The 22,658-nt window shown below is 36.1% G+C and carries 23 protein-coding genes and 1 other annotated feature; of the genes, 19 read left to right on the forward strand and 4 right to left on the reverse strand.

Going from position 1 to position 22,658, the window contains the following annotated elements:
- Positions 1-117: 117 nt before the first annotated feature.
- The 9 genes from BM260_RS00850 (at position 118) to BM260_RS00890 (ending at position 9,356) form a co-directional block, all read left to right on the forward strand.
- On the forward strand, positions 118-633 hold the full coding sequence (locus tag BM260_RS00850; RefSeq protein WP_093534073.1) for a sigma-70 family RNA polymerase sigma factor: 516 nt from the start codon (positions 118-120) through the stop codon (positions 631-633).
- A complete protein-coding gene (locus BM260_RS00855; protein ID WP_093534075.1) occupies positions 608-1,459 on the forward strand; it encodes a hypothetical protein in 852 nt (283 codons plus the stop codon). Before BM260_RS00850 ends, BM260_RS00855 begins: the two co-directional genes overlap by 26 nt.
- A gap of 334 nt (positions 1,460-1,793) precedes the next feature.
- A complete protein-coding gene (locus tag BM260_RS00860; protein WP_093534077.1) occupies positions 1,794-2,135 on the forward strand; it encodes a MerR family transcriptional regulator in 342 nt (113 codons plus the stop codon).
- A gap of 283 nt (positions 2,136-2,418) precedes the next feature.
- Positions 2,419-2,844 (forward strand): hypothetical protein, encoded by a 426-nt coding sequence (locus tag BM260_RS00865; RefSeq protein ID WP_139219885.1) that lies wholly within the window; start codon positions 2,419-2,421, stop codon positions 2,842-2,844.
- 751 nt (positions 2,845-3,595) lie between these two features.
- Positions 3,596-4,390, forward strand: coding sequence for a polyphosphate kinase 2 family protein (locus tag BM260_RS00870; protein ID WP_093534081.1), 795 nt, complete (start codon positions 3,596-3,598; stop codon positions 4,388-4,390).
- 111 nt (positions 4,391-4,501) lie between these two features.
- Positions 4,502-5,710: an argininosuccinate synthase gene (locus BM260_RS00875; protein ID WP_093534083.1), complete on the forward strand. Its 1,209-nt coding sequence runs from the start codon at positions 4,502-4,504 to the stop codon at positions 5,708-5,710.
- The gene (gene argH / locus BM260_RS00880; protein ID WP_093534085.1) at positions 5,707-7,080 is read left to right on the forward strand and encodes an argininosuccinate lyase; all 1,374 of its coding nucleotides are present in this window, start codon (positions 5,707-5,709) and stop codon (positions 7,078-7,080) included. The genes BM260_RS00875 and argH overlap by 4 nt, the downstream gene beginning before the upstream one ends.
- A 163-nt stretch (positions 7,081-7,243) precedes the next feature.
- Positions 7,244-8,137 carry a PucR family transcriptional regulator gene (locus BM260_RS00885; RefSeq protein ID WP_093534087.1) on the forward strand — a complete coding sequence of 298 codons (894 nt, stop codon included), beginning with the start codon at positions 7,244-7,246 and terminating at the stop codon, positions 8,135-8,137.
- 121 nt (positions 8,138-8,258) lie between these two features.
- Positions 8,259-9,356: an ABC transporter ATP-binding protein gene (locus BM260_RS00890; protein WP_093534089.1), complete on the forward strand. Its 1,098-nt coding sequence runs from the start codon at positions 8,259-8,261 to the stop codon at positions 9,354-9,356.
- Positions 9,357-9,396: 40 nt separating this feature from the next.
- Here the strand turns inward: BM260_RS00890 and BM260_RS00895 are convergent, their stop codons facing one another.
- Positions 9,397-9,978, reverse strand: coding sequence for a YitT family protein (locus BM260_RS00895; protein ID WP_093534091.1), 582 nt, complete (start codon positions 9,976-9,978; stop codon positions 9,397-9,399).
- Between the two features lie 433 nt (positions 9,979-10,411).
- Here BM260_RS00895 and BM260_RS00900 point away from each other — a divergent pair, with 433 nt between their 5' ends.
- Together BM260_RS00900 and BM260_RS00910 are read left to right on the forward strand one after the other, a co-directional pair.
- A complete protein-coding gene (locus BM260_RS00900) occupies positions 10,412-10,903 on the forward strand; it encodes an NUDIX hydrolase (protein ID WP_093534093.1) in 492 nt (163 codons plus the stop codon).
- Between the two features lie 417 nt (positions 10,904-11,320).
- Positions 11,321-11,704 carry a hypothetical protein gene (locus tag BM260_RS00910; RefSeq protein ID WP_093534097.1) on the forward strand — a complete coding sequence of 128 codons (384 nt, stop codon included), beginning with the start codon at positions 11,321-11,323 and terminating at the stop codon, positions 11,702-11,704.
- A 90-nt stretch (positions 11,705-11,794) separates the two neighbouring features.
- On the opposite strand, the gene BM260_RS00915 is transcribed toward BM260_RS00910, so the two are convergent.
- Positions 11,795-12,073, reverse strand: coding sequence for a hypothetical protein (locus BM260_RS00915; protein WP_093534099.1), 279 nt, complete (start codon positions 12,071-12,073; stop codon positions 11,795-11,797).
- A 219-nt stretch (positions 12,074-12,292) separates the two neighbouring features.
- Positions 12,293-12,508: a binding site (T-box leader), on the forward strand.
- Positions 12,509-12,544: 36 nt separating this feature from the next.
- Between BM260_RS00915 and argS the strand changes: the two genes are divergently transcribed.
- The 5 genes from argS to BM260_RS00940 all read left to right on the forward strand — a co-directional run bounded on the left by argS (position 12,545) and on the right by BM260_RS00940 (position 19,304).
- A complete protein-coding gene (gene argS / locus BM260_RS00920; protein WP_093534101.1) occupies positions 12,545-14,224 on the forward strand; it encodes an arginine--tRNA ligase in 1,680 nt (559 codons plus the stop codon).
- A gap of 534 nt (positions 14,225-14,758) precedes the next feature.
- Entirely contained in the window at positions 14,759-15,493 is a 735-nt protein-coding gene (locus tag BM260_RS00925; RefSeq protein WP_175496148.1) for a S16 family serine protease, read from the forward strand.
- A 106-nt stretch (positions 15,494-15,599) separates the two neighbouring features.
- The gene (locus tag BM260_RS00930; RefSeq protein ID WP_093534105.1) at positions 15,600-16,853 is read left to right on the forward strand and encodes a Y-family DNA polymerase; all 1,254 of its coding nucleotides are present in this window, start codon (positions 15,600-15,602) and stop codon (positions 16,851-16,853) included.
- Between the two features lie 125 nt (positions 16,854-16,978).
- On the forward strand, positions 16,979-17,713 hold the full coding sequence (locus tag BM260_RS00935; RefSeq protein WP_093534107.1) for an SDR family NAD(P)-dependent oxidoreductase: 735 nt from the start codon (positions 16,979-16,981) through the stop codon (positions 17,711-17,713).
- Positions 17,714-17,876: 163 nt separating this feature from the next.
- Entirely contained in the window at positions 17,877-19,304 is a 1,428-nt protein-coding gene (locus BM260_RS00940; protein WP_093534109.1) for an aldehyde dehydrogenase family protein, read from the forward strand.
- A 222-nt stretch (positions 19,305-19,526) separates the two neighbouring features.
- On the opposite strand, the gene BM260_RS00945 is transcribed toward BM260_RS00940, so the two are convergent.
- Positions 19,527-20,309, reverse strand: a complete 783-nt coding sequence (locus BM260_RS00945) for a helix-turn-helix domain-containing protein (RefSeq protein WP_093534111.1) — start codon at positions 20,307-20,309, stop codon at positions 19,527-19,529.
- A gap of 215 nt (positions 20,310-20,524) precedes the next feature.
- On the opposite strand from BM260_RS00945, the gene BM260_RS00950 reads away from it, so the two are divergent.
- The 3 genes from BM260_RS00950 (at position 20,525) to BM260_RS00960 (ending at position 21,979) form a co-directional block, all read left to right on the forward strand.
- A complete protein-coding gene (locus BM260_RS00950; RefSeq protein WP_093534113.1) occupies positions 20,525-20,995 on the forward strand; it encodes a DinB family protein in 471 nt (156 codons plus the stop codon).
- Positions 20,996-21,013: 18 nt separating this feature from the next.
- The gene (locus tag BM260_RS00955; RefSeq protein WP_093534115.1) at positions 21,014-21,442 is read left to right on the forward strand and encodes a VOC family protein; all 429 of its coding nucleotides are present in this window, start codon (positions 21,014-21,016) and stop codon (positions 21,440-21,442) included.
- Between the two features lie 162 nt (positions 21,443-21,604).
- Complete coding sequence (locus BM260_RS00960) at positions 21,605-21,979, forward strand: hypothetical protein (protein WP_093534117.1); 375 nt, start codon at positions 21,605-21,607, stop codon at positions 21,977-21,979.
- Positions 21,980-22,041: 62 nt separating this feature from the next.
- Here BM260_RS00960 and BM260_RS00965 read toward each other — a convergent pair whose 3' ends face one another.
- Positions 22,042-22,581 carry a TetR/AcrR family transcriptional regulator gene (locus BM260_RS00965; RefSeq protein WP_093534119.1) on the reverse strand — a complete coding sequence of 180 codons (540 nt, stop codon included), beginning with the start codon at positions 22,579-22,581 and terminating at the stop codon, positions 22,042-22,044.
- Between the last annotated feature and the right edge of the window lie 77 nt (positions 22,582-22,658).

Genomic DNA, 22,658 nt, shown 5'->3' on the forward strand with positions numbered 1-22,658 from the left:
GTAATACTCACATATCGCCACATCTCCGAAGTATACCCCATTTGATCTTTTCACTTATTTTTGAAGCAGAAATTCCTCTTGCTCCGTCTAACATTTAATAATAAAAGGAGTTGCCATATGACCCGACTCGAAAAATTTATATATGATCATGGTGATGAGTTGTTGAGACTTGCTTATACATATGTGAAAAATAAGCAAGCTGCGGAAGACATTGTCCAAGATGTGCTACTAAAAGCATTTGAAAAGCAATCGTTGTTCCGTGAAGAGGCCACGTATCGTACATATTTGTATCGGATGACGATCAATCGCAGTTACGACTATTTGCGAAGTTGGCATTATAAAAATACGACTATGGGCGAAAAAATTCAGCATTTATTTGGCCGAACGCCTGAGCAAGATATCGTGACGAAATCAGAAAATCGTTTACTAGCACAAGCCGTTCTTTCATTACCGCTGAAATATCGTGAAGTCATTGTACTTACGTATTACTTAGACTATTCGTCAGAGGAAATTGGTATGCTACTAAATTGTTCATCGGCTACGGTGCGTACAAGGCTTGCCCGTGGGCGAAAAAAACTTAAATTGGTGCTTAAGGAGGACGGCTTTGATGGAACGATTGAAAACGGGTATTGACGAAGTGATTGGCGAAGAGTCCTGGATGACGAAGGACCTTGCACAGAAAATGGCTAAACCGAGAAAAAAGTGGACGCCTACTCCGATATTTGCAATGGTAGGCATCGTTTCAATCGTTGCATTGCTTCTTGCAATTACATTATGGTCAAACCAATCAGAGATTTTAAGTGCTACCACAAAAAATGCACTTGGGGACCATGGTGAACTTTTTAACACGTATTTCGAGGCAATTGATGCACTGGATTCAGAAACGCTACATTTAGTAGCATCCCCTGCATATGGAGGTACTGTAGATGAGTTATCTGAAAAGTATGAAAGTATGGATTTTTCGACAGCAGAATTTCTACTGGAGCTTGACGGTATCATTTGGATGAAATTTATGGTGATGAATAAAGAAGGAGAAAAATGGAACGAAGTTGTTACGTATTACCAAATTGTTGATGGCAAAATATATGAATCAGTTTATAATCAACCCTTTTATATATACGAGCGTTTTGATATTGAAATAGCGCAGGCGCAAGCAATTTTTGGTTTCGGTGGATATAGTCATAATAACAATCAGTTTGTGGCAATAGATGGTGGAGAATTGCTTGTGAGTGGCTCTCGTTCACGTAATAAAGTAGAGTCAGCCGTCGAGTTATACTTAAAAGAGATTGGCAAGGAAAATGTGTTTAAACATTTCCAACAACCTCGACTTATCTACAAAGATAATGGAAAAGTTTTATGGTTATCGGCAGATGGATTTGACATCGTCTTTACGAGAAAAGGCGAGCGTATTTTAGTGGATAACCAAGGCGCCGAATATTATCAACAAGGAAGATACTAATAAAACATGTCGCTCAGTCTTCGTGTGCTTAATAATTTTCAAGCACACGAAGACTGTTAACACCTATTAAATTGTAATATTGTGAAGTGTTTCACTTAAACTACGGGTGCTTTACTTCAGGAAGGAGTAAAGCTGTTTTCTGATTGAAGTAACGTACATAGGTTAGTTCAATAAAAAGGTTTTTTTGCGCTTGTGTTGAATAAGTTAATATATGTAATTATTCAACACAAGGGGTGCTTTACTTCAAGTTTTCAAGTGGTGCTTTTTTATAACTAATGTGGTAGGTTTGTGTAAATAGAATTCAGAATGTTCAAGGAAATATGAGGGGATATAAGTGAAAAATAATTTAATATCAATTTCTATTTTTAGTTTAGCAATATCTATTGTAATAGGCAGTTGGTTAGTAGCTAATGCCAACAAAGATGTCTATCCAAGTCAAACTGTTCAGGAAGAAAATGATGTTAAAGAAGAGGTAAAGAAATTACTAACACAAGAAGAATTAGCATCGTATTTAGGTTTAAGTGTTGAGGAAAGTAAAAAATTAGGTCCTGTTGGGGGACCACCTACTAGCACGAGTGTACTTCCCTATATAAAAATTGTTGATAAAGTTTATTATTCAAAAGATGCTATTGATAAGTGGTTAGTAGAATATGGCACTGCACATCTGAACAATTAAACTTACGGTTGCTTTACTTCAAGTAGGAGTAAAGCTTTTTTTGAACTAACGCGACAGTTTAGTTGAATAAGGAAAGGTTATTTAAGTTCTATTGTCAAAACGCTTATTTGTATAATGGTCGTAGAGTTTCTCCAGTAGCGGATATAGCTTATCGACAATATCGATATATTGAAGGATTAAGAGGTAATCCATGGTTCCGAAACCATGACAGTAAGATAAAATAAGGAAAGGGGAAAATGTAATCGAGAAGAAAAGCTTAATCGCATTTATCTTTTATTTCATAGTGACATGTATCTGCCTGTTCTACTTTTTTTATGATACGAAAGAATACGAACGTATTAATTCCCTTTCCTACTTTTTACCAACAATACTAACATTATTTTTAGTAACGTGTGGCTATATTTTGATTTTAGCTTTTGGTGAAAAAAAAGATAAAGAGATACTCTTTAAAATGATCATTTGGTTCATTATTGGAATCGGGTGTACCACTTTGTTATATGAATTTGTCAAACCGAGTTATACTTATGCAGAAGCAAAAGCAATAGTAGAGCAAAGATACGAGGAAGTAGATGTTATAGACAGTCATTCTACAACTTCTACTCAAGTAGAAACTGGTAAAGAAATCTACCGTATGACTGCAATGAAAGGTTCAAAAAAAATCCAGTTAGTTTTTAATCCCTACACAAAGGAAATAATATTTCTCAAATAAAACTACCTAGAATTTTATCGTAGAATAAAGTTTCTATTTTGTATACGCTGAAATTTAAAGACAAATAAAAAATACCGATTTATTATTAAGTGAATTGAACCCCGAATAGGGCTCTTCATTACAATGGATTGATTATACGGTGACGAATAATAAAAGCTTTTGGGCTGGTTAAGATTCATAGCATTGTTTTGTTTATTTTGCTATGTGACCAATCAGCCCAAGGGCTTTTTCATCTTGTTCAACTACGGGTGCTTTACTTGAAGAGCATCGAGGTGCTTAGGTGCTCATTTTTCTTATTGAACTAAAGCGGCAGGTTAGTAGAAGAATCGTCTTTAACTCTTATTCAATAATCGCGAGTCAGAGAATAGTAATTGGATAAATATTGAAACAAATAAGGAATTCAATTCGTATATTAGTTACTAAATACTCTAGAGTGGTGTTGGAAGGGGTTGGCTTTAATCACTATTATCGTCTATCCGATAATTTTCATTAAATTTTTGTTTATAGCTACAGCTTATTAACAAAATTTAAACCCTTTATACAACAATCGGACGCTATTGTTGAAGAAGTGCCACTTTTCTTCTTCAACTACGGGCGCTTTACCTTTAAGAAGGAAATACTTATGTGGAATTTATTCATGCTGACTTTCGTATATAGACCGAGGGGGAATATTTTTGAAAAACACAAAGTTAAGTTTTTAGGGATGTAATAGAAAGTTGGGTATACAAAAAGTAAATAAGGAGGGATATTATTGCCAAAATCATTAAGTAATTTAGAAGCGACACAATTTGAGCATTCTAAAAAGGACTACAAAAAGAAACTAAAGAAGCTACAATATCATTTGCTAAGTTTACAGAAGACACTTCTCGAGAAAAAGATTGGTCTCATACTTGTTTTTGAAGGAATGGATGCTGCTGGGAAAGGGGGAGCTATTAAGCGTTTAACACAGCGTCTTGATCCTAGAGGATACATCGTTCATCCTATTTCCGCCCCTCAACCACATGAACTCCGTTATCACTATTTGCAACGCTTTTGGAGAAAACTCCCACAGTATGGACAAATAGGGATTTTCGATCGCTCCTGGTATGGGAGAGTATTAGTTGAACGAGTAGAAGAACTGGCAACTAAAGAAGAATGGAAACGTGCTTATAAAGAAATAAATCATTTTGAAGAAACCTTAACGCATGATAACTACATTATTATTAAGCATTGGATACATGTCTCTGAGGAAGAGCAATTGAAACGTTTTACAGAACGCAAGACCGATCCTTATAAAATGTGGAAGCTAACAGACGAGGACTGGCGTAATCGGGAAAAATCTGATCAGTATATAGAAGCAGCTGAAGATATGTTTGATAAGTCGAATTGTACAGATGCACCTTGGTTTATAGTCCATGGTGATGACAAATTATATGCTCGCTTAAACGTACTGCAAAATATTATTCGAGAGATAGAGAACCAGTTTGCTATAAGAGGGATTGAATTTACACTCATTTCTGAACTAGAAAAACAAAAAAAGGAAGAATCGATAAATATACAAAAATAAGAATAATTACTTATATTTATTAATTATTAGTTGTATTCATACAAATTCCATGTTACATTATGTATATTAATACTAAAACAATGTATATAAATGCAATGGAGGAATATAAAAATGAACAAAAAAGTGGTTTTAGCATATTCAGGCGGGTTAGATACATCAGTCGCAATTACATGGTTAAAAGATGAAGGATACGACGTTATAGCGGTTTGTTTGGATGTTGGCGAAGGGAAAGACCTGACATTTGTGAAAAATAAAGCATTAGAAGTTGGGGCTATAGAAAGTTATATGATCGATGCAAAAGAAGAATTTGCTAATGAATATGCATTAATTTCATTACAAGCACATACATGGTATGAAAACAAATATCCATTAGTTTCCGCTTTATCACGTCCACTGATTTCTAAAAAATTAGTAGAAATTGCGGAACAAACGGGAGCAACAGCAGTGGCACATGGTTGCACAGGTAAAGGAAACGACCAAGTGCGTTTCGAGGTTTCTATTAAAGCATTGAATCCAGATTTAGAAGTAATTGCGCCAGTACGTGAGTGGAGCTGGAGCCGTGAAGAAGAAATTGCATACGCAAAAGAAAAGAATATTCCAATTCCTATTAACCTAGACAGCCCATTTTCTATCGATCAAAACCTATGGGGTCGCGCAAACGAATGTGGCATTTTGGAAGATCCGTGGGCTGCTCCACCAGAAGAGGCCTATGATTTAACTGTTTCTCTAGAAAATGCACCGGATACTGCGGATGTCATTGAAATTGAATTTTTACAAGGAGTTCCTACTTCCATAGATGGAAAAGCATATCCATTACACGAACTCATCTTAAAACTAAATGACATAGCTGGAAAACATGGTGTCGGTCGTATAGATCATGTAGAAAACCGTTTAGTTGGTATAAAGTCACGTGAAGTATACGAAATTCCTGGCGCACATACCTTACTTCTAGCGCATAAAGAATTAGAAGATATTACTCTAGTAAAAGAATTAGCTCATTTTAAACCAGTAATGGAGAAAAAGTTGACGGAACTTATTTATGAAGGACTTTGGTTCTCACCACTTAGAACTGCTTTAGAGGCATTCTTAAAAGAAACGCAACAATATGTAAACGGAACAGTGCGTGTTAAATTATTTAAAGGGCATGCAATTGTAGAAGGACGTAAATCTCCAAATTCTCTATACAATGAGAAGTTAGCAACATATACAAAAGATGATGAGTTTAATCATGCATCAGCTGTAGGATTTATCGAGCTATGGGGACTACCAACAAAAGTTCACGCTATGGTGAACAAGGGAGCAGAGAAGGTGAAGGCATGACTAAACTATGGGGCGGCAGATTTCAAAAATCTGCCGAACAATGGGTCGATGAATTTGGAGCATCAATCGGATTCGATCAAACATTAGTGAATGAAGATTTAGATGGCAGTATTGCACACGTTCAAATGTTAGGAGACTGCAATATACTACCATGTGATGATGTCCAAAGTATTTTAGGAGGTCTCGTCCAACTCAAAAAACTGGCAGTTGAAAACAAATTAGAGTTTTCTGTTGCCAATGAAGATATTCACTTGAATTTAGAAAAAATGCTAATCGATTTAATCGGGCCAGTAGGTGGAAAACTGCATACTGGGCGTAGCCGTAACGATCAAGTGGCAACTGATATGCATTTATTCTTGAAGAATAGAGTAATTGAAATAATCGAGTTAATCGAGACTTTCCAACAAACACTTGTTACACAAGCAGAAACACATGTAGAAACCCTTGCACCAGGATATACGCATTTACAGCGTGCGCAACCTATTTCATTTGCTCACCATTTGATGGCTTATTTTTGGATGCTAGAACGCGATAAGGATCGTTTCAAAGATTCTGTGAAGCGCATCGATATTTCACCACTTGGAGCAGGTGCACTTGCGGGGACGACTTTTCCAATTGATCGTAAGGTAGCTGCTGAATATCTTGGTTTTGCAAATGTTTATGAAAATAGTATGGATGCTGTGAGTGACCGTGATTTTATCCTAGAATTTCTAAGTAATTCTTCTATGTTAATGGCCCATTTGTCTCGTTTTGCGGAAGAAATTATATTATGGTCTAGTGCTGAATTCAATTTTATCGAATTAGATGATTCTTTTTCAACTGGCTCTAGTATTATGCCTCAAAAGAAAAATCCAGATATGGCCGAGTTAATCCGTGGGAAAACTGGTAGAGTTTACGGCAATCTTATGGGGTTATTAACTGTCATTAAGGGTCTTCCACTTGCATACAACAAAGATATGCAAGAAGACAAAGAGGGCATGTTCGATACTGTACATACAATCGTTGGTTCATTGAAAATTTTTGAAGGCATGGTACGTACAATGGTAGTTCACACAGAACGACTGCATGATACTGTTCACAAGGATTTCTCCAATGCAACGGAACTAGCGGATTATTTAGCTGCAAAAGGACTTCCATTCCGCGAAGCACATGAAATAACTGGAAAACTAGTTTTCCTATGTATTCAACGTGGATACTTCTTACTCGATTTACCGCTAGAAGATCTTCAACAGGCAAGTAGCTTGATAGAGTCAGATATTTATGATGTACTATCACCACTAGCAGCTGTTAGAAGAAGAAATTCTTTAGGTGGTACTGGTTTCGAGCAAGTGAAAGTACAAATTGAAGAGGCAAAGAAACGACTAGCATAACTAAACCTGTAGACACTCTAAAAATGAGTTGTCTACAGGTTTTATTGTATTTCCTAAGAATTAAAAGCATGTTGGTTTATGATAAGCTACAATAATAGTAGAATAGTCAAAACTTTTCTGTAGATTGCCAAAAAGGTAATTCTTTCGAAAGAAGGTTTATATAATGATCGATCAATTAAGAAAAATTTACTCTACACTACAAGTATATAAGGACAGTTCCGACGAATTAGGCATAGATTACAAATGGTTTACAACAGACAACCATGAAGTAATTGGTATCCGTAACGACGAACTAACCTCCAAAGATATCTCATTATTAACTGCTTTTCTATCCCCCTATAATGTGAAATTCCCTAATCCAACGGATGTAGAGGGAAAGTGGAGGAAACTTATTTTCTCTACCGAACCAATAGAGGGAGAGAAGGAATGGAAACCTAGTAATCCTTTTCGTTTCGTATATTTTTCGTTTAATAAAGATCAGGTAGAACCTATCTTGTTTAAAGATGCCATAGAAGCGCTCTTTGACAAGCAAGTTTCCATTCTTTGGCACAATGAACACGAAGGTTTTATCATCGAGCAGCAAATGGTGGATGAGGATAGCATTTCATACGATCAGATAATCGATATTTTAATGAGTGACCTTTATGTGAAAATTAACTTCTTTGTGGGACCATACAAAAAGGATGTTAATGATCTTTCCCTTCACTATAAATCCTTGACCAATGTGGCCAACCAAGTATTCCAGTATACGAACAAATCGGTAGTGACTTATGTCGATGCTATACCTTTTATCTTAACAAAGCAGACCGATGAAGGATTAAGACTGGATATTTCTAAAACTATATTACATGAGTACATATATGATGAAGAAACGATTAAAATGATCGAGACTTTTTTCGAATGTAACTTGAACCTTTCCGAAACAGCAAAAGTACTCCATTTACACCGAAATAGCCTGCAATATCGATTAGATCGCTTCGTTGATAAGACGGGAATCGATATTCGTCAATTTCATAATGCAATGACTGTATCCTTGGCATTGCTAGCAAGAAAATGATAGTTAGTAAATATACACAAAGATCTGGTTCATCTTTGTGCACTATTCCCATTTCTTGAAAATTAGAAATATAGTATTCTATTATTAATGAAAGCACTTACAATTTCAAGGGGGAAATAGAATGGCTGAACTTAAATTAGTAAATGTTAAAAAGGTATACGACAATAAAGTAGTTTCTGTAGAAGACTTCAACTTAGAAATAAGAGATAAAGAATTCTTAGTACTAGTTGGACCATCTGGTTGTGGGAAATCAACGACATTACGTATGATTGCTGGATTAGAGGAAATTTCTTCTGGTGATTTATATATTGGAGACAAACGCGTAAATGATGTGCCACCGAAAGATCGTAATATTGCAATGGTATTCCAAAACTACGCACTTTACCCTCATATGGATGTATACAATAATATGGCTTTTGGGTTGAAGCTTCGCAAATTTAAAAAAGATGAGATTAAAAAACGTGTGGATAATGCTGCAAAGATTTTAGGATTAGAAAATCTATTGAATCGTAAGCCAAAAGCTCTTTCTGGTGGTCAGCGTCAGCGTGTAGCACTTGGTAGAGCAATCGTTCGTGATGCAGAAGTTTTCTTAATGGATGAGCCGTTATCTAACTTAGATGCAAAGCTTCGTGTGCAAATGCGTGCAGAAATCCAAAAACTACATAGCCGTCTACAAACGACTACGATCTATGTAACCCATGACCAAACAGAAGCAATGACAATGGCTACAAGATTAGTAGTTATGAAGGACGGGATCATTCAACAAGTGGGAGCGCCAAAAGAAGTGTATGATGAGCCAGACAATGTATTTGTCGGTGGATTTATCGGTTCCCCAGCGATGAACTTCTTGAATGGTAAATTGATCGGTAATTATTTCATCATGGATGATGTAAAGTTATTAGTTCCTGACGGCAGACTGAAAATCCTTAAAGAGCGTGGGTATGACGGGAAAGATATCATTCTTGGTATACGCCCAGAGGATATTAATGATGAGCAAGTATTCCTAGACTTCTCTCCGGAAACAAAAGTGAATGCATCTGTGGAGGTTGCGGAACTAATGGGTGCGGAAATCATTCTATATTCACAAGTGAACAATCAAAGCTTTGTCGCTCGTATTGACTCTCGTTTCAATATTACAGCAGGGGACACAATCGACTTAGCATTTGACCTGAGTAAAGCACATTTCTTTGATAAAGAAACAGAACTACGTATAAAATAACATTAAGCCGCTAAAGGAATTATATCCTTAGCGGCTCTTATTATGAAATCGTTGAAACTTTCCTCGTAATAAAACTCGTTGTTACACCAACAAAAAATATCGTAATTATCGATAGAAGCAATGTATCAACAGATAATAATAGCCCACCGCATAACACCACAATCGAATCGATAATAAAAATCAGTATACCTACATTCACACCCGTTTTCACACTGAGTAGTTGAGCTACTAAATCGGTGCCCCCCGTGCTGGTCTTAAACCGTAGCATTAAACCTATTCCTGCTCCAACAAAAACTCCACCTAATATGGAGCTATAAATTGCCTCGATATATATAAACCCTACCAATGGTTGTAGAATATCTATCAAAAAAGAAGAGATAATCATCCCATGCAAACTATTATAGAAATATTCCCGATAATTAAACCACGCAATAATAAAAACCGGAATACTAAATAATATAATCATTAATCCAGGCTTTAAACCCCAGAGATAATTTAAAATGAGTGCGATCCCGATAATTCCACCATCTAGCACTTTATATGGGATTAAAAATAGATTAATACCTAATGCTATAAAAACACTTCCAACTAATATAACCAAGCTTTTTTTTATCAAATGCATCTCTCCCCAGGACATCCATGTATATAGAATATGAAAAAAAGAAAGTGATAATGTAATAATATAAGGGGATTTTTAAGAAAAAGAATTATTTATTGTAATTCGGGTTACTAAATATTAACAACAAAAATGAAGGTGAAACGATAGTCCGTAACGAATATTTTAGGGACAGAAGAGGTGGAATAGTGTGTTTTGGAGAAGAGACAAGGAGAATTTATAAAGGTATTGGAGAAATGGTCAAACAAACCCATTTGATAGGGAATGGCATTTTGAGGTGGTGTGGAGCTGAATCACATATGAATTCGATACCACCGATACGCATGCTATGGAAGTATTAAGTACAATCCCATTCACTCCATGCCCTAGATAGGTTACATACCAAAAATAAAAAAGAATGATGCTAGCTACCCTACTATTTTGAAAGGATAGTGAAGAATTGACATCTAAATATGTGAGCTGGGGAGATTCAAAAGTAAAATTAACCTGGAAGCGTGATTCACAACTTCCTCCAAGAAGTTTGATAACAAGCGTTCATGGCTTCTGCTTTAAAGGAGAAAAGCTTCTTTTGGTTAAGTTAAATCATAGAGGCTGGGATTTTCCAGGTGGCCATATTGAGCTTGAAGAGAGTCCCGAAGAATGTCTAAAGCGCGAGACATACGAAGAGGCCTATATAACAGGAAGTACCACTCTTTTAGGTCATATTATTGTGGACCATCATGAAAACCTAAAATGGGATACAAGTAGTATCTATCCAAAGGTAGGATATCAAGTGTTTTACCGGATAGACATTGAGCTAATGCATGCTTTTCAAGCACAGTTTGAGTCTGCTGAAAGAATACTGATTAATACTAGAGAAGTAATAGAATATTATCATGATTGGAATGAACTTTATCAAGAAATTCTTGAATGTGCATTAGACCTAAAATAATCTATATTTAAAGCTTAGCTATATTGAGTTAAAGGGGAATTTACTAAAGAAATGGATGTGAATCAATGTTAGTTAAAGGTCATATGATCAGTATGCCTAAGAATTATTGGTGCTTATGGATACCCATTTTTCTTTGGGTGAGTTACTACAATATTTTTTTTGATTGGCAATTGCAGGACTTCAGTGTAAATGAAGCCGAAGATTTTGGACGCTATGTATTTGTGTTATGTATAAGTTTTTGCGAGACCTTTATTTATATCTTACTAATTCGGTTGCTAGTATATTTATTTAAATATACCTTTAAATTTAAAAAACAGAATTCTTCACAGTAAACAAATTAATAGAAAATATCATAAGCTAACAGGTATTTCTCTCACTACAATTTACGATATTGTTGCCATTTATAGGGGGATTTGAATGACGGTATCTATTCACGATGGTGTTTTAATTGCTTACTCAGTTAGTTTTCTAGAAAATGAATTACTTTTAGATATACAAACGGTTGTAGATGAAACTGTAACTGTTACTTTTCGGAATTATTTAGCACATAATTTCAGTTATGTAATGGCAGGAAGTATTATATTCGATATAGAAGAAGTAGAATTGAAATCGTTTTTTGTAGAGAATAGAAAACTATTTGACACTTATAAATTATATGCTTGGCCGATTTGGGAATACGAGGAAACCAATGAACTCGAACACTATTTTCAAGAAAACAGTTATAAATGCTACGTTATTAGTGCATCTTTAGGACTGACAGGTTATGTATTTGCTAAATCCCTTACAATAAAAAGGAAATGATCAGTTTAACTATATAGATTGTATTAGCTGATCACCATTCCCTCAAAAAAATACCCGCAGAGATGCTAGTTAAAAATACTAAGTTAAATTTTATCTCCTAGGCAGATTTAGATGTTTTTTTATTTTTTCCATTTCAGATGTTAAATAATCAAGCTGTTTCTGCATATTTTTACTATTTCCATTGTTGCCATTTTCACTTTGTTCCTGCCGTGCCTCTTCAATAGCTAATACGGATGCCATCGTAGCAAGAACATCGCCAAGTGTAGTGATTGCCCCTGCGATGACAGCGAGTTTAGCGCTTTGGCTATCTGTTTGGTGGTTTTGACCATTTTGATTTTCATGGAATAAAAAGTTTTTATTTTTATCCAAGTCGCTAACCTCCAATAATTTACACTTACCTTTTGTGCTCATTATATTCATAGTCTGGTTTTTGGTGAAAATTTTTCAGTTGCTTATGAGGAATTTGTGTAAGTTGGATAAGCGAGTGGAGTGATTCAATCGACGGGACCAATGATAAGTATTTATAAAATTTGAACGATCGTGTTGACGCAATTTTGAAAATACTGTACTATATGTAAAATCATAAAGTTAAATTCGTTGATGAAGAGAGTAATCGATGCACAACAGCGGAAGCGAGTTAGGGACGGTGGGAGCCTAATACAGAAGATCGATGAAGCGCACTTCGGAGAAATGTCCTGAAATCGAGTAGGGAAAATCGGGGAAGACACCTCGTTACGAACGTAAAAGCGGTCACATTTGTGGCAACTAGAGTGGTACCACGGGAATATAGCTCTCGTCTCTTATATAGAGATGAGGGCTTTTTATATTGGAGGAGAAAATATGAGCCTGACATATCAAATTGCAACTATCATTTCGAATGCTTTAGAAAATGAATGGACTGTGAAGCAAGTGGAACAATTATTAGAAAAACCAAAGCAGACAAAACACGGCGATATGGCATTTCCTTGTTTTACATTAGCACCTAAAATGCGTAAAGCTCCGCAGCAAATAGCGTTAGAGTTAAGTAAGAAGTTAGAGGATTCTTTAATAACTAGCGTACGTGTAGCTGGAGGATACGTAAATCTTTTCCTCCATCAAGATCTGGTTACTAACCAAGTTTTACAAGCTATTACGACCGATTTACAACAGTACGGAAGTAAAAAGAAAGAGCATGAAAAAATTATCATTGATTTTTCCTCACCAAATATAGCAAAGCCTTTTTCAATGGGGCACTTGCGTTCAACTGTAATAGGCAACTCGTTAGCGAATATTACAGAGAAAAATGGGTACGAAGCTGTTCGTATTAACCACCTAGGAGATTGGGGCACGCAGTTTGGCAAGCTTATTGTCGCTTATAAATTATGGGGAAACCAAGACAAAATTCTTGCAGCACCGATTGCAGAGCTATTGAAGATTTACGTGCATTTTCATGACATGGCAGAAAAAGATGACTCGTTAAACGATCAAGCTCGTGCAGCCTTTAAATCGCTCGAAGAAGGGGATGAAGAAGCTCTAAACTTATGGAATTGGTTCAAAGATGCATCTTTAAAGGAGTTCCAACAAATCTATGAACTTTTGGGTGTTCGCTTTGATTCTTATGCTGGAGAAGCTTTTTATAACGATAAGATGACTAGTGTAGTAGACGGTTTAAAAGAAAAGGGATTGTTAACGGAATCTAACGGGGCGTTTGTAGTAGAACTCGAAGATATGCCCCCTAGTCTGATTACAAAGAAAGATGGGGCTACCCTTTATGCGACCCGTGATCTAGCAGCAGCTATCTATCGTCAACAAACATATCAAGCGACTAAGACGTTTTATGTTGTAGGAAATGAACAAACACTTCACTTTAAGCAACTATTTTTGGTACTTGAGAAAATGGGCTATGAATGGGCTAAACAGCTAGAGCATGTTCCATTTGGAATGATGCTGAAAGACGGCAAAAAAATGTCTACCCGTAAAGGTAAAATCATCTTGCTGGCTGACGTAATAGCGGATGCCATTCACACAGCAAAGCATAATATTAATGAGAAAAATCCAACCTTAGAGGATAAAGAGGAAATTGCCAAGCAAGTTGGTATAGGAGCAGTTATTTTCAATGATTTAAAAAATGATCGCATGAATGATATTGAGTTTTCGTTAGAACAGATGCTTCACTTTGAAGGGGAAACTGGACCTTATGTACAATATACTAATGCTAGAATCTGTTCGTTGCTCCAAAAAGGCAACTTTAAGGCTGAAGAATTCAACTTTTCACCACTTGGAGATGAAACATGGCCAATTATCCAACTACTCGAGGATTTTCCTCGAGTTGTAGAAAAAGCGTTTGCTTATGCTGATCCATCTCAAATAGCAAAGTTTTGTTTACTACTATCACGCCAGTTCAATAAATATTATGCGAATACCAAAATTTTAGCTAAGGATGAAACCACTTCTTCTAAGTTAACATTAGCGTTTTCGGTATCTATAGTTTTAAAGGAATGCCTAAGTTTATTAGGTATGCCAGCTCCTCAAAAGATGTAATGCAAGGTTGGAATAAGTACGGATATAATATTCAGCAACTGTATACAGTCCTCTACAACGACAAGCATGAACTATAGAACGCTAGTTTTTGCTTTTAAGGGTAGGCATGGAAAACTCCGTTTGATGTGAAAAAAAAAGCAAACGAGCTAAATAGGCGTTTGCTTTTCTTTGTTATCTGGATATTTGATGTAAATTTCCGATGAACGAATCAGCAATAGCTTTCAGGTTTCTATTGTTTCGTAAGCATCGCACTTAACTTTGGTAAGACTCCTAGAAATTTTAGATTCAATAGGAAGGTTTTTTTAGTAGCTAATCGAATTAGTATAAGAGTATGTATCGGAAGGATCGGTGATCAAGATAATTGAATCAACAAACAAGCATCAAATGCTTCCGTTTATAATGACAATTTTTGTTTACTATGCGGAGCTCTATTTGTTTCTCCTCGATTATATTTCTAGTTTTTTCTTTTGCAACATTTTGGCATTGCTCGTTATATTGTGGCCATTTTATTTATTGGGAATTAGGAAAACAAACATGTTAAAACATATCTTCCTATTTTCCTTTATCGCTTCGTTTCTTTTATTGATATATGAAGTACCACTGATTTCAATGGAAGGGAACCGGTATGTCGTATCATCTTATCATCCACCAGAAGAACTAGTAAAAAGCTCTGGAATCTACGTGTTGGGTGTAAATACGACCGAGGTACTACTGGAGGAAGGCTTAGAAGAACAAGATTTTTTAGAGCTTAACAGTCACTCCATGATTTTTGATATAAACCAAGTTACTAATATCCATCGCTATGCGAATAAAACTATAGCACTTATTCAATTGATTGGTATCAATTTAGAAGTAGATTATGTGCATCAGATGTCCATGAATGTAAATGCGTATTTAAGTACAGGTAATATAGCAATTGATGAATTTTTATCTAGAAATAATGTAAATGGGAACAGTGCGGGTTTGGCTCTCGTATTATCCAGTCTAATAGAACAAGAGGAAGTTAAAAATGCAAAAACAATTGGTGTGACAGGTGCTATCAGTAAAACTGGGGAAGTAATAGAAATTGGTCAAGTAAAAGAAAAAGTTCTAAGTGCAAATAAAATAAATCTCCCGTATATTATTCTCCCTCTTGGAAATTTGGAAGAAGCCAATGAAGTAGTGGAATCATTAAATCTTCCAATAGAAGTTATCGGAGTTCAGACTGTCAGTGATGCCATTCAAAAAATCAATGAGCTAAACGAGGAAATAAAAGGAGAAAGCGAATAGTACAACGTTTTTTTGCCTATCTACCCAATTTTTTACCATTGAATAAGAACGTTTGTTTGTAATATACTATAAAGAACATACGTTCCGAAAGAGAGTGGTGAATATTATGTATGAAGGACTAAAAAACCGGAAAATTATATGTATTGATATACGAAGTTTTTTTGCGAGCTGTGCAGCAGCAGATGCTGGCCTGGATGTTACGACTACACCGATTGCAGTCATCGGAAATTTGGAGCAAAAAGGAAGTATCGTGCTTGCTGCATCTCCACCTATGAAAAAACAGTTTGGTGTGAAGACTGGAACTCGCTTGTTTGAAATACCAGATCACCCTTCCATACATCTTATTGAACCTAAAATGGAGTTTTTCGTTCGAGTATCGATGGAAATTACACGCTATTTACATCAGTTTGTCCCACATGAGTCCATTCATGTGTATAGTGTCGATGAGTGTTTTGTAGATCTTGGCGGAACAGAAAAGCTTTGGGGACCTATTGAAAACACGATAAAACGTATACAAGACGAATTATATGCTCAATTTCAGTTGCCATGTGCAGTGGGTATGGGACCAAACATGCTTATGGCTAAGTTGGCACTCGACCTGGAGGCGAAAAAAAGTGGCTTTGCTAAATGGGCATATGAAGATATTCAGAAAAAGTTGTGGCCAGTAACACCTTTAACTGAAATGTGGGGGATAGGATCACGTCTTCAAAAAACATTAAACAATATGGGGATTTTTAAAGTGGGTCAATTGGCGAATACCCCATTATCCTTACTCGAGGAAAAGTTTGGTGTAATGGGCAACCAACTGTATTATCATGCTTGGGGAGTAGATCTATCCGAGCTCGGAGCACCTCTTGCTGAAGGGCAGATTAGTTATGGTAAGGGACAAATATTATTTAGAGATTATCGTAGTAAAAAAGAAGTGATGGCAGTCGTTTTGGAAATGTGTGAGGACGTAGCTAGACGAGCACGTGAAGCGGAAATGGTTGGGAGAACCATACATCTATCTGTTGGGTATAGTAAAGAGGAATTTGGCGGTGGATTTAATCGTTCCCGTTCTATTGATGAGCCGACAAATGCCACCATGACGATTTATAAAGTATGTGAGCAAATTTTTGATGAATTTTATGATCGCCGTCCTGTTCGAAAATTATCCATCTCGATTACCAATTTAGAACCAGAATACTCCATGCAACTAAGCTTGTTCGAAGAAAGTAAATGGAAGGAACGGAAGCTTGGAAAAACAATGGATGCCTTACGTAGTAAATACGGTTCTACTTCCGTTTTACGTGCAGTTTCATATACAGAAGCAGGAACTGCAAGAAAACGTGCAGGATTACTCGGTGGACATAAAAAGTGAAACTTAGGTAGTTTAATACTTTGACTTTAGGAAGTAAGAAGACTATATTTAGAATATAAATATCTTCAATTCAAGATATAAAGTTTAGATATTTAAATTTTATTTAGATAGGGAGAGATTTTCTAATGAAATTACAAGGAAAAGTAGCTATTATAACAGGTGGTGCATCGGGAATTGGTGCTGCAACAGCAAGACTTTTTGTTGAAGAAGGCGCAAAAGTTGTGTTAGTAGATTTAAATGAAGAAAAAGGCAAAGCGTTTGAAGCAGAGCTAAAGGCTCAAAATGCCGATGCACTATTTGTTAAAGCAAATATTACAAGTGAAGAAGAAGTTCAAAATATATATAAAGAAACCATCGCCGCTTTTGGTAAAGTAGATATAGTTTTCAATAATGCTGGAATTGGTCGCGTTACTCCTACAGAAGAGTTAGAGTATGCAGAATGGCGGAATACAGTGAATGTCGATTTAGACGGCGTATTCTTAGTTGCGCGTGATGCAATTCGTGAAATGCTTAAATCTGGTGGTGGCACAATTGTCAACACTGCATCTATGTATGGGTGGGTAGGTTCTCCTGGATCTGCTGCTTATAATGCGGCAAAAGGCGGAGTTATTAACTTAACTCGCTCACTGGCATTAGAATATGCAACCAAAAATATTCGTGTAAATGCACTGGCACCAGGTTTCATCGATACACCGATTATTCCGGAAGAAAGCAAAGAAGTATTAAAAACAATGACCCCAATGCAGCGTCTAGGGCAGTCAGAAGAAATGGCTAAAGCAGTACTATTCTTGGCTTCAGATGATTCTTCCTTTATGACTGGAAATGTTCTAACGGTGGATGGCGGATATACCGCACAATAAGGAAAACTTTAAAATGACTTCCGACTTCAACTCGGGAGTCATTTTTTGTTATAGGAATTACTGCTCCACCAAAGAAGTCACCCCCATCCTTGGTATCCACTTGTTTACGAACAGCCAAAAAGGGAACAAATAAAATAAGTCAATTTTATAAAGGAGTTTTATTATGCTTAATCATACAAAACAATACATCAATGGGGAATGGGTGGACTCTACTGGTTCAGAAACAATTGAAGTAGTAAACCCTGCGACAGAGAAAGTAATTGGTAAGATTAGCAGCGGCACGAAAGATGACGTAGATCGAGCTGTGGAGGCTGCAAAAGACGCGTTTCCAACCTTTTCAAAAACATCAGTGGATGACCGGATAAAACTTTTAGAGGATATTGCAAACGAATACGAAAATCGGAAAGATGATTTGATAAAAATAATAACCGAAGAACTTGGTGCTCCAATCACCAAATCAGAGAAAATCCATTATCAAATGGGCCTTCAACATTTTAGGCAGGCTGCAGAAGAGTTGAAAACCTTCGAATTCATAGAGGAAAGAGAAAATTCTTATATTCAAAAGGAAGCGATTGGTGTAGCTGGACTGATCACCCCATGGAATTTTCCAACCAATCAAATTTCTACAAAACTCGCTAGTGCATTGGCAGCAGGGAGCACCTTAGTAGTGAAGCCTGCATCTAAAACTCCCTTTGCATCTATTATTCTAGCGGAGATTTTTGATAAAGTTGGTGTTCCTAAAGGAGTATTTAACCTAGTGAATGGTTCCGGTTCAATAGTAGGGGAGGCAATTTCCTCTCATCCGGATGTCGATTTGGTATCTTTTACTGGCTCGGGAGAAGTCGGAAGTAGTTTGATGAAAAATGCTGCAGATGGTATTAAAAATGTATCATTGGAACTTGGAGGGAAATCTCCATTAGTCATTTTAAAGGATGCTGATGTAAAAGAAGCAGCAAAAACCGCATTAACTCAAATTGCTACAAATACAGGACAGGTATGCTCCGCAGCAACACGAGTGATAGTACATGATGAAATGCATGACGATTTTATAGAAGCAATGAAAGAATTAGTAACGGAGTTTCCTGTTGGCGATCCACAGGAAGAAAGTACATTTATGGGGCCGCAGGTTTCCAAAGAACAATGGGAAACCGTTCAATCCTATATCCAAAAAGGACAGGAAGAGGGAGCCACTATCGCTATCGGGGGACCTGGCAAACCCGATGGAATGGAGCGAGGTTTCTTTTCCAAAATAACTGTTTTCACGAATGTGCAAAATGATATGACTATTGCGCAGGAGGAAATTTTTGGCCCCGTTATGTCCGTTATTACGTATAAGAATATTGACGAAGCTATTAAAATCGCCAACGATACCGTATATGGCCTTGCTGGTTACGTATTCGGAAATGATAAAGAAGAACTGAAAAAAGTGGCTTTAAATATTCGAGCAGGACAAATAAGAATCAATAATAGTAAATCAGACATATCGGCCCCATTTGGTGGCTTTAAGCAATCCGGCATTGGTCGCGAATGGGGAGATTATGGAATTGAAGAATTCCTGGAGCCTAAAGCGATTATGGGAATGCCCTCTTAAATAGAATAGAATCTTTTTGAGTAATTTTAAGAGCACTGTAAAGTCCTCGGAGCTATTTCACAGCGAGTAAGTGAACGATAAATCGTTTGCAAACTCGCTGTTTTTAATTTCAAATTCAACACTTCTTAGAGAAAAAAACAGAAATAAGACAGGTAATAAACAATGTCTATTAAAAACCAATGTTAAAGTGGTAAACAGTAACTTCATTTGCTTCACAAGAGATCATTCCTCCAATTCCTCATAGAATTCAAATAAGTCTCGTTGGCAGATCTTTTCAAAAATACCTGCGTAATAACCTGCAAGATTATGAATTTTCTTCTTTTTAGAAGCATGTAAGGAGATTGATAGTGCCTGGTATCCAACGTTTTCATAGAAATCTTTGTACTGAGGGAAGCAATTAATGACACGGTGAGTTAAACTTCTGTAGACACCATACAATTGACTTACTGTCCTTTGGTCTTTTCCAAGCATGGAGAAAATAGTTGATTTAAACTGTTGGTAGAATGTATTTGAGTTTTTATGTAAAGAATTATCCGCAGTATCTTTAAAATACGTATTATGTAATAATTCTTTTTTAGAGCTTAAAGAATAATCGGTTTCTTTCTCCGTGAAATGCTCTTCAGTGCTTGATATTAATAGAGTTTGAGATACCTCACGACTGATCATTTCCGATTGGTCAACGTAAGGCAAAATGACTAAAATATTAGCGCCATAACCTTTTGCCACACGTCGAATGGTAGAGATTCTTTCAATAATACGAAGACTTTCTAACTTACGTAACGATCTTCGAACCGTTGAATCCGATTTATTAATCACTTGTGTAACTGTTTTTACTTTTAAATGAGCAGCACCAGGATACTTACAAGCATATTGTGCAAGGAAGGATAACACTCTACGATCCGTATCATTCAAATTGTAATAATGCTCCGTTAGATGCGATCTAATATGTCCATCCATTTCAGTAACACTTTCAAAAGTTTGATATTCCTTTAGATAAATCGTCATTTTATTTTCCCCCTAGAATGATGTAAGTTAGCGATTAGCCAAACGCTTCACAACCATTACATAGAAGAAAATAGGAAAAAAGAATACATAATACAATAAAGAGTTCTAAAAAACTTGAGGAATCTCTTTTAATAGGAGAAAGGGAAGGGATTTAGTGTGGTCAAAGAGAATACATTTAAGAGCAGGAGTGTTAAGAGAAAAGAGGGGGATTAATATTGGAACAAACAATTTTTCAGCATATGCAAGTAGTAAGGGGAATAACAGAAAAATCTATCCTACAAATACCCGAGGAACTGGCAGATATTATTGCACCAGGATTTACGAATAATATTCGTTGGAACTTTGGTCATATTGCATACATACAGGAAAAGCTTGTATTTGGTGTTTCTAGCGAAAAGATGAATCTTCCGGAAGCATATGAAGTATTTTTTAGTGCGGGTACGAAACCCGCTGATTGGATTGGAACTCCACCATCTCTAGCACATATTTCGGAGGAACTAATTGCACAAAAACAACGAATAGAAGATTACTTACCCGGAAAACTACAGAATAGATTGCCTAAGCCTTTCACTAACAAAGCTGGAATTACATTTCATACACTTGGAGAAACTTTTCTATTCAGTTTCTATCATGAGGCCCTGCATATGGAAACGATCAAAAGGATTTATCGTGCCATTAAAAACTAAAATGAAGGAGGAACTAAATTGGAACATGTTTTAGACCATGTCGGAATTGCAGTAAGAAGTATTGATGACGCACTTGCCTTTTACCTGAATGTGTTAAATGGAACACTGGAGGACCAATATACGAGTGATGCCCCTGGAGTAGAAGTCCATGTCGCAGTTGTCAGAACTAGTGATAAAATGATTGAATTACTTGCGCCGACCAACAAGAACTCGCCAATGGCTCGATTTATAAAGCAACGAGGAAAAGGTGTACATCATATCGCTTATCGAGTGAACGATTTGGACAAAGCCATACTCGACGCTAGAAAAAAGGGAGTCCGTTTTTTAGAGGACACACTACGTACCAACATTCGTGGAAGAAGACTCATATATATAAATCCAGCATCAACTGATGGGACTTTGATCGAACTATGTAGTTATGCAAATATAAATAACTCGGATGATTAATGGAAAGAGGAAAAAGAGGGAATTTTATATTGCATCAAGTCTTAAAATATAGACCCGGTTAGAAATGTCAGTAAAATAAAAAGACAAAGGGTTTATCCATACATATGACTGGACTTTAATTGACTACATTAAATAGGAACCAATTAATAGGGAGAGGTAGCAATGTTAAAGAAAATAGTTGTTTTAGGAATTTTAATGCTTTTCATTTTATCAGCATGTAATTCTTCCACAATGAGTATTAAAGAAATTGAAAATGTTCCTAAAGATTTACAAGAATATGTGAATTCCAGTTTAAGGCTTCAATCAATTAATGATGGGGAAAAAGGTTATTATATTATATTTCATTCAACTGGAGAGGTAGAAGCATATTTAGAAACACAAGGAGATAAGTTAAATATTATGTTTAATGAAACCAATCTAAAAGATGAAGTCATAAAGCAAAATACGTATTATGTAACAACAGGTCCAGAACACGAAATGATAGATGTTCTAGTAAATGGAGAATCAATTCCATTTGATAATATGACAGTTCAATAATTGAAAAATAATTAATGCCAACACATTGAATAATTGATGTGTTGGCATATTTTTGTAGTGAACTAGGAGCGATACATAAGATTAATTTGCTCGGCAATATAGGTTGAATCTAAATGTAGGCCATCTTTTAACCACCACATAATGATACCTACAATAGAAGCAGTTTTGACATCTGGATCTACAACGACTTTTCTACCTATACTCTTAGAATTACTCCTTCTAACAACTATTAAATCTTTCATCAGTAAAAGTAAGTGTTTCTCAATTTGTTCAAACTGTACTAAAGCCAATATATGATTTCTTTGTTCCAGAAGATAATCTAATAACTGTAGTAAATGCTGTTGTCGATTTCGGTCAAAGGTGGAAGTTAAATTTTCAATTTTGTCTGTTAGTACTTGGAAAATGTCGTTTGTTAAATGTTCTTTTAGCTCATTAATATTCTGATAATGTAAATAGAAGGTGGTCCGGTTCAAGTTTGCCCGCTGTGTCAATTTTTGAATCGAAATTTGGTGTAGAGAATGACCTTCTTGTAATAGTGTTAAGAGGGCTTCTTTGAGCATTTCCTGTGTACGTATAGCACGAGGATCTTCTTTATAAGTCATTTGAATCGGTCCTTTTTCGTATAAAGTTATCTACTAATCGACAGAAATGATCTGAATGTATACGGATGTTAATTTGT

Source organism: Psychrobacillus psychrotolerans, from assembly GCF_900115805.1.
Lineage (GTDB): Bacteria > Bacillota > Bacilli > Bacillales_A > Planococcaceae > Psychrobacillus > Psychrobacillus psychrotolerans.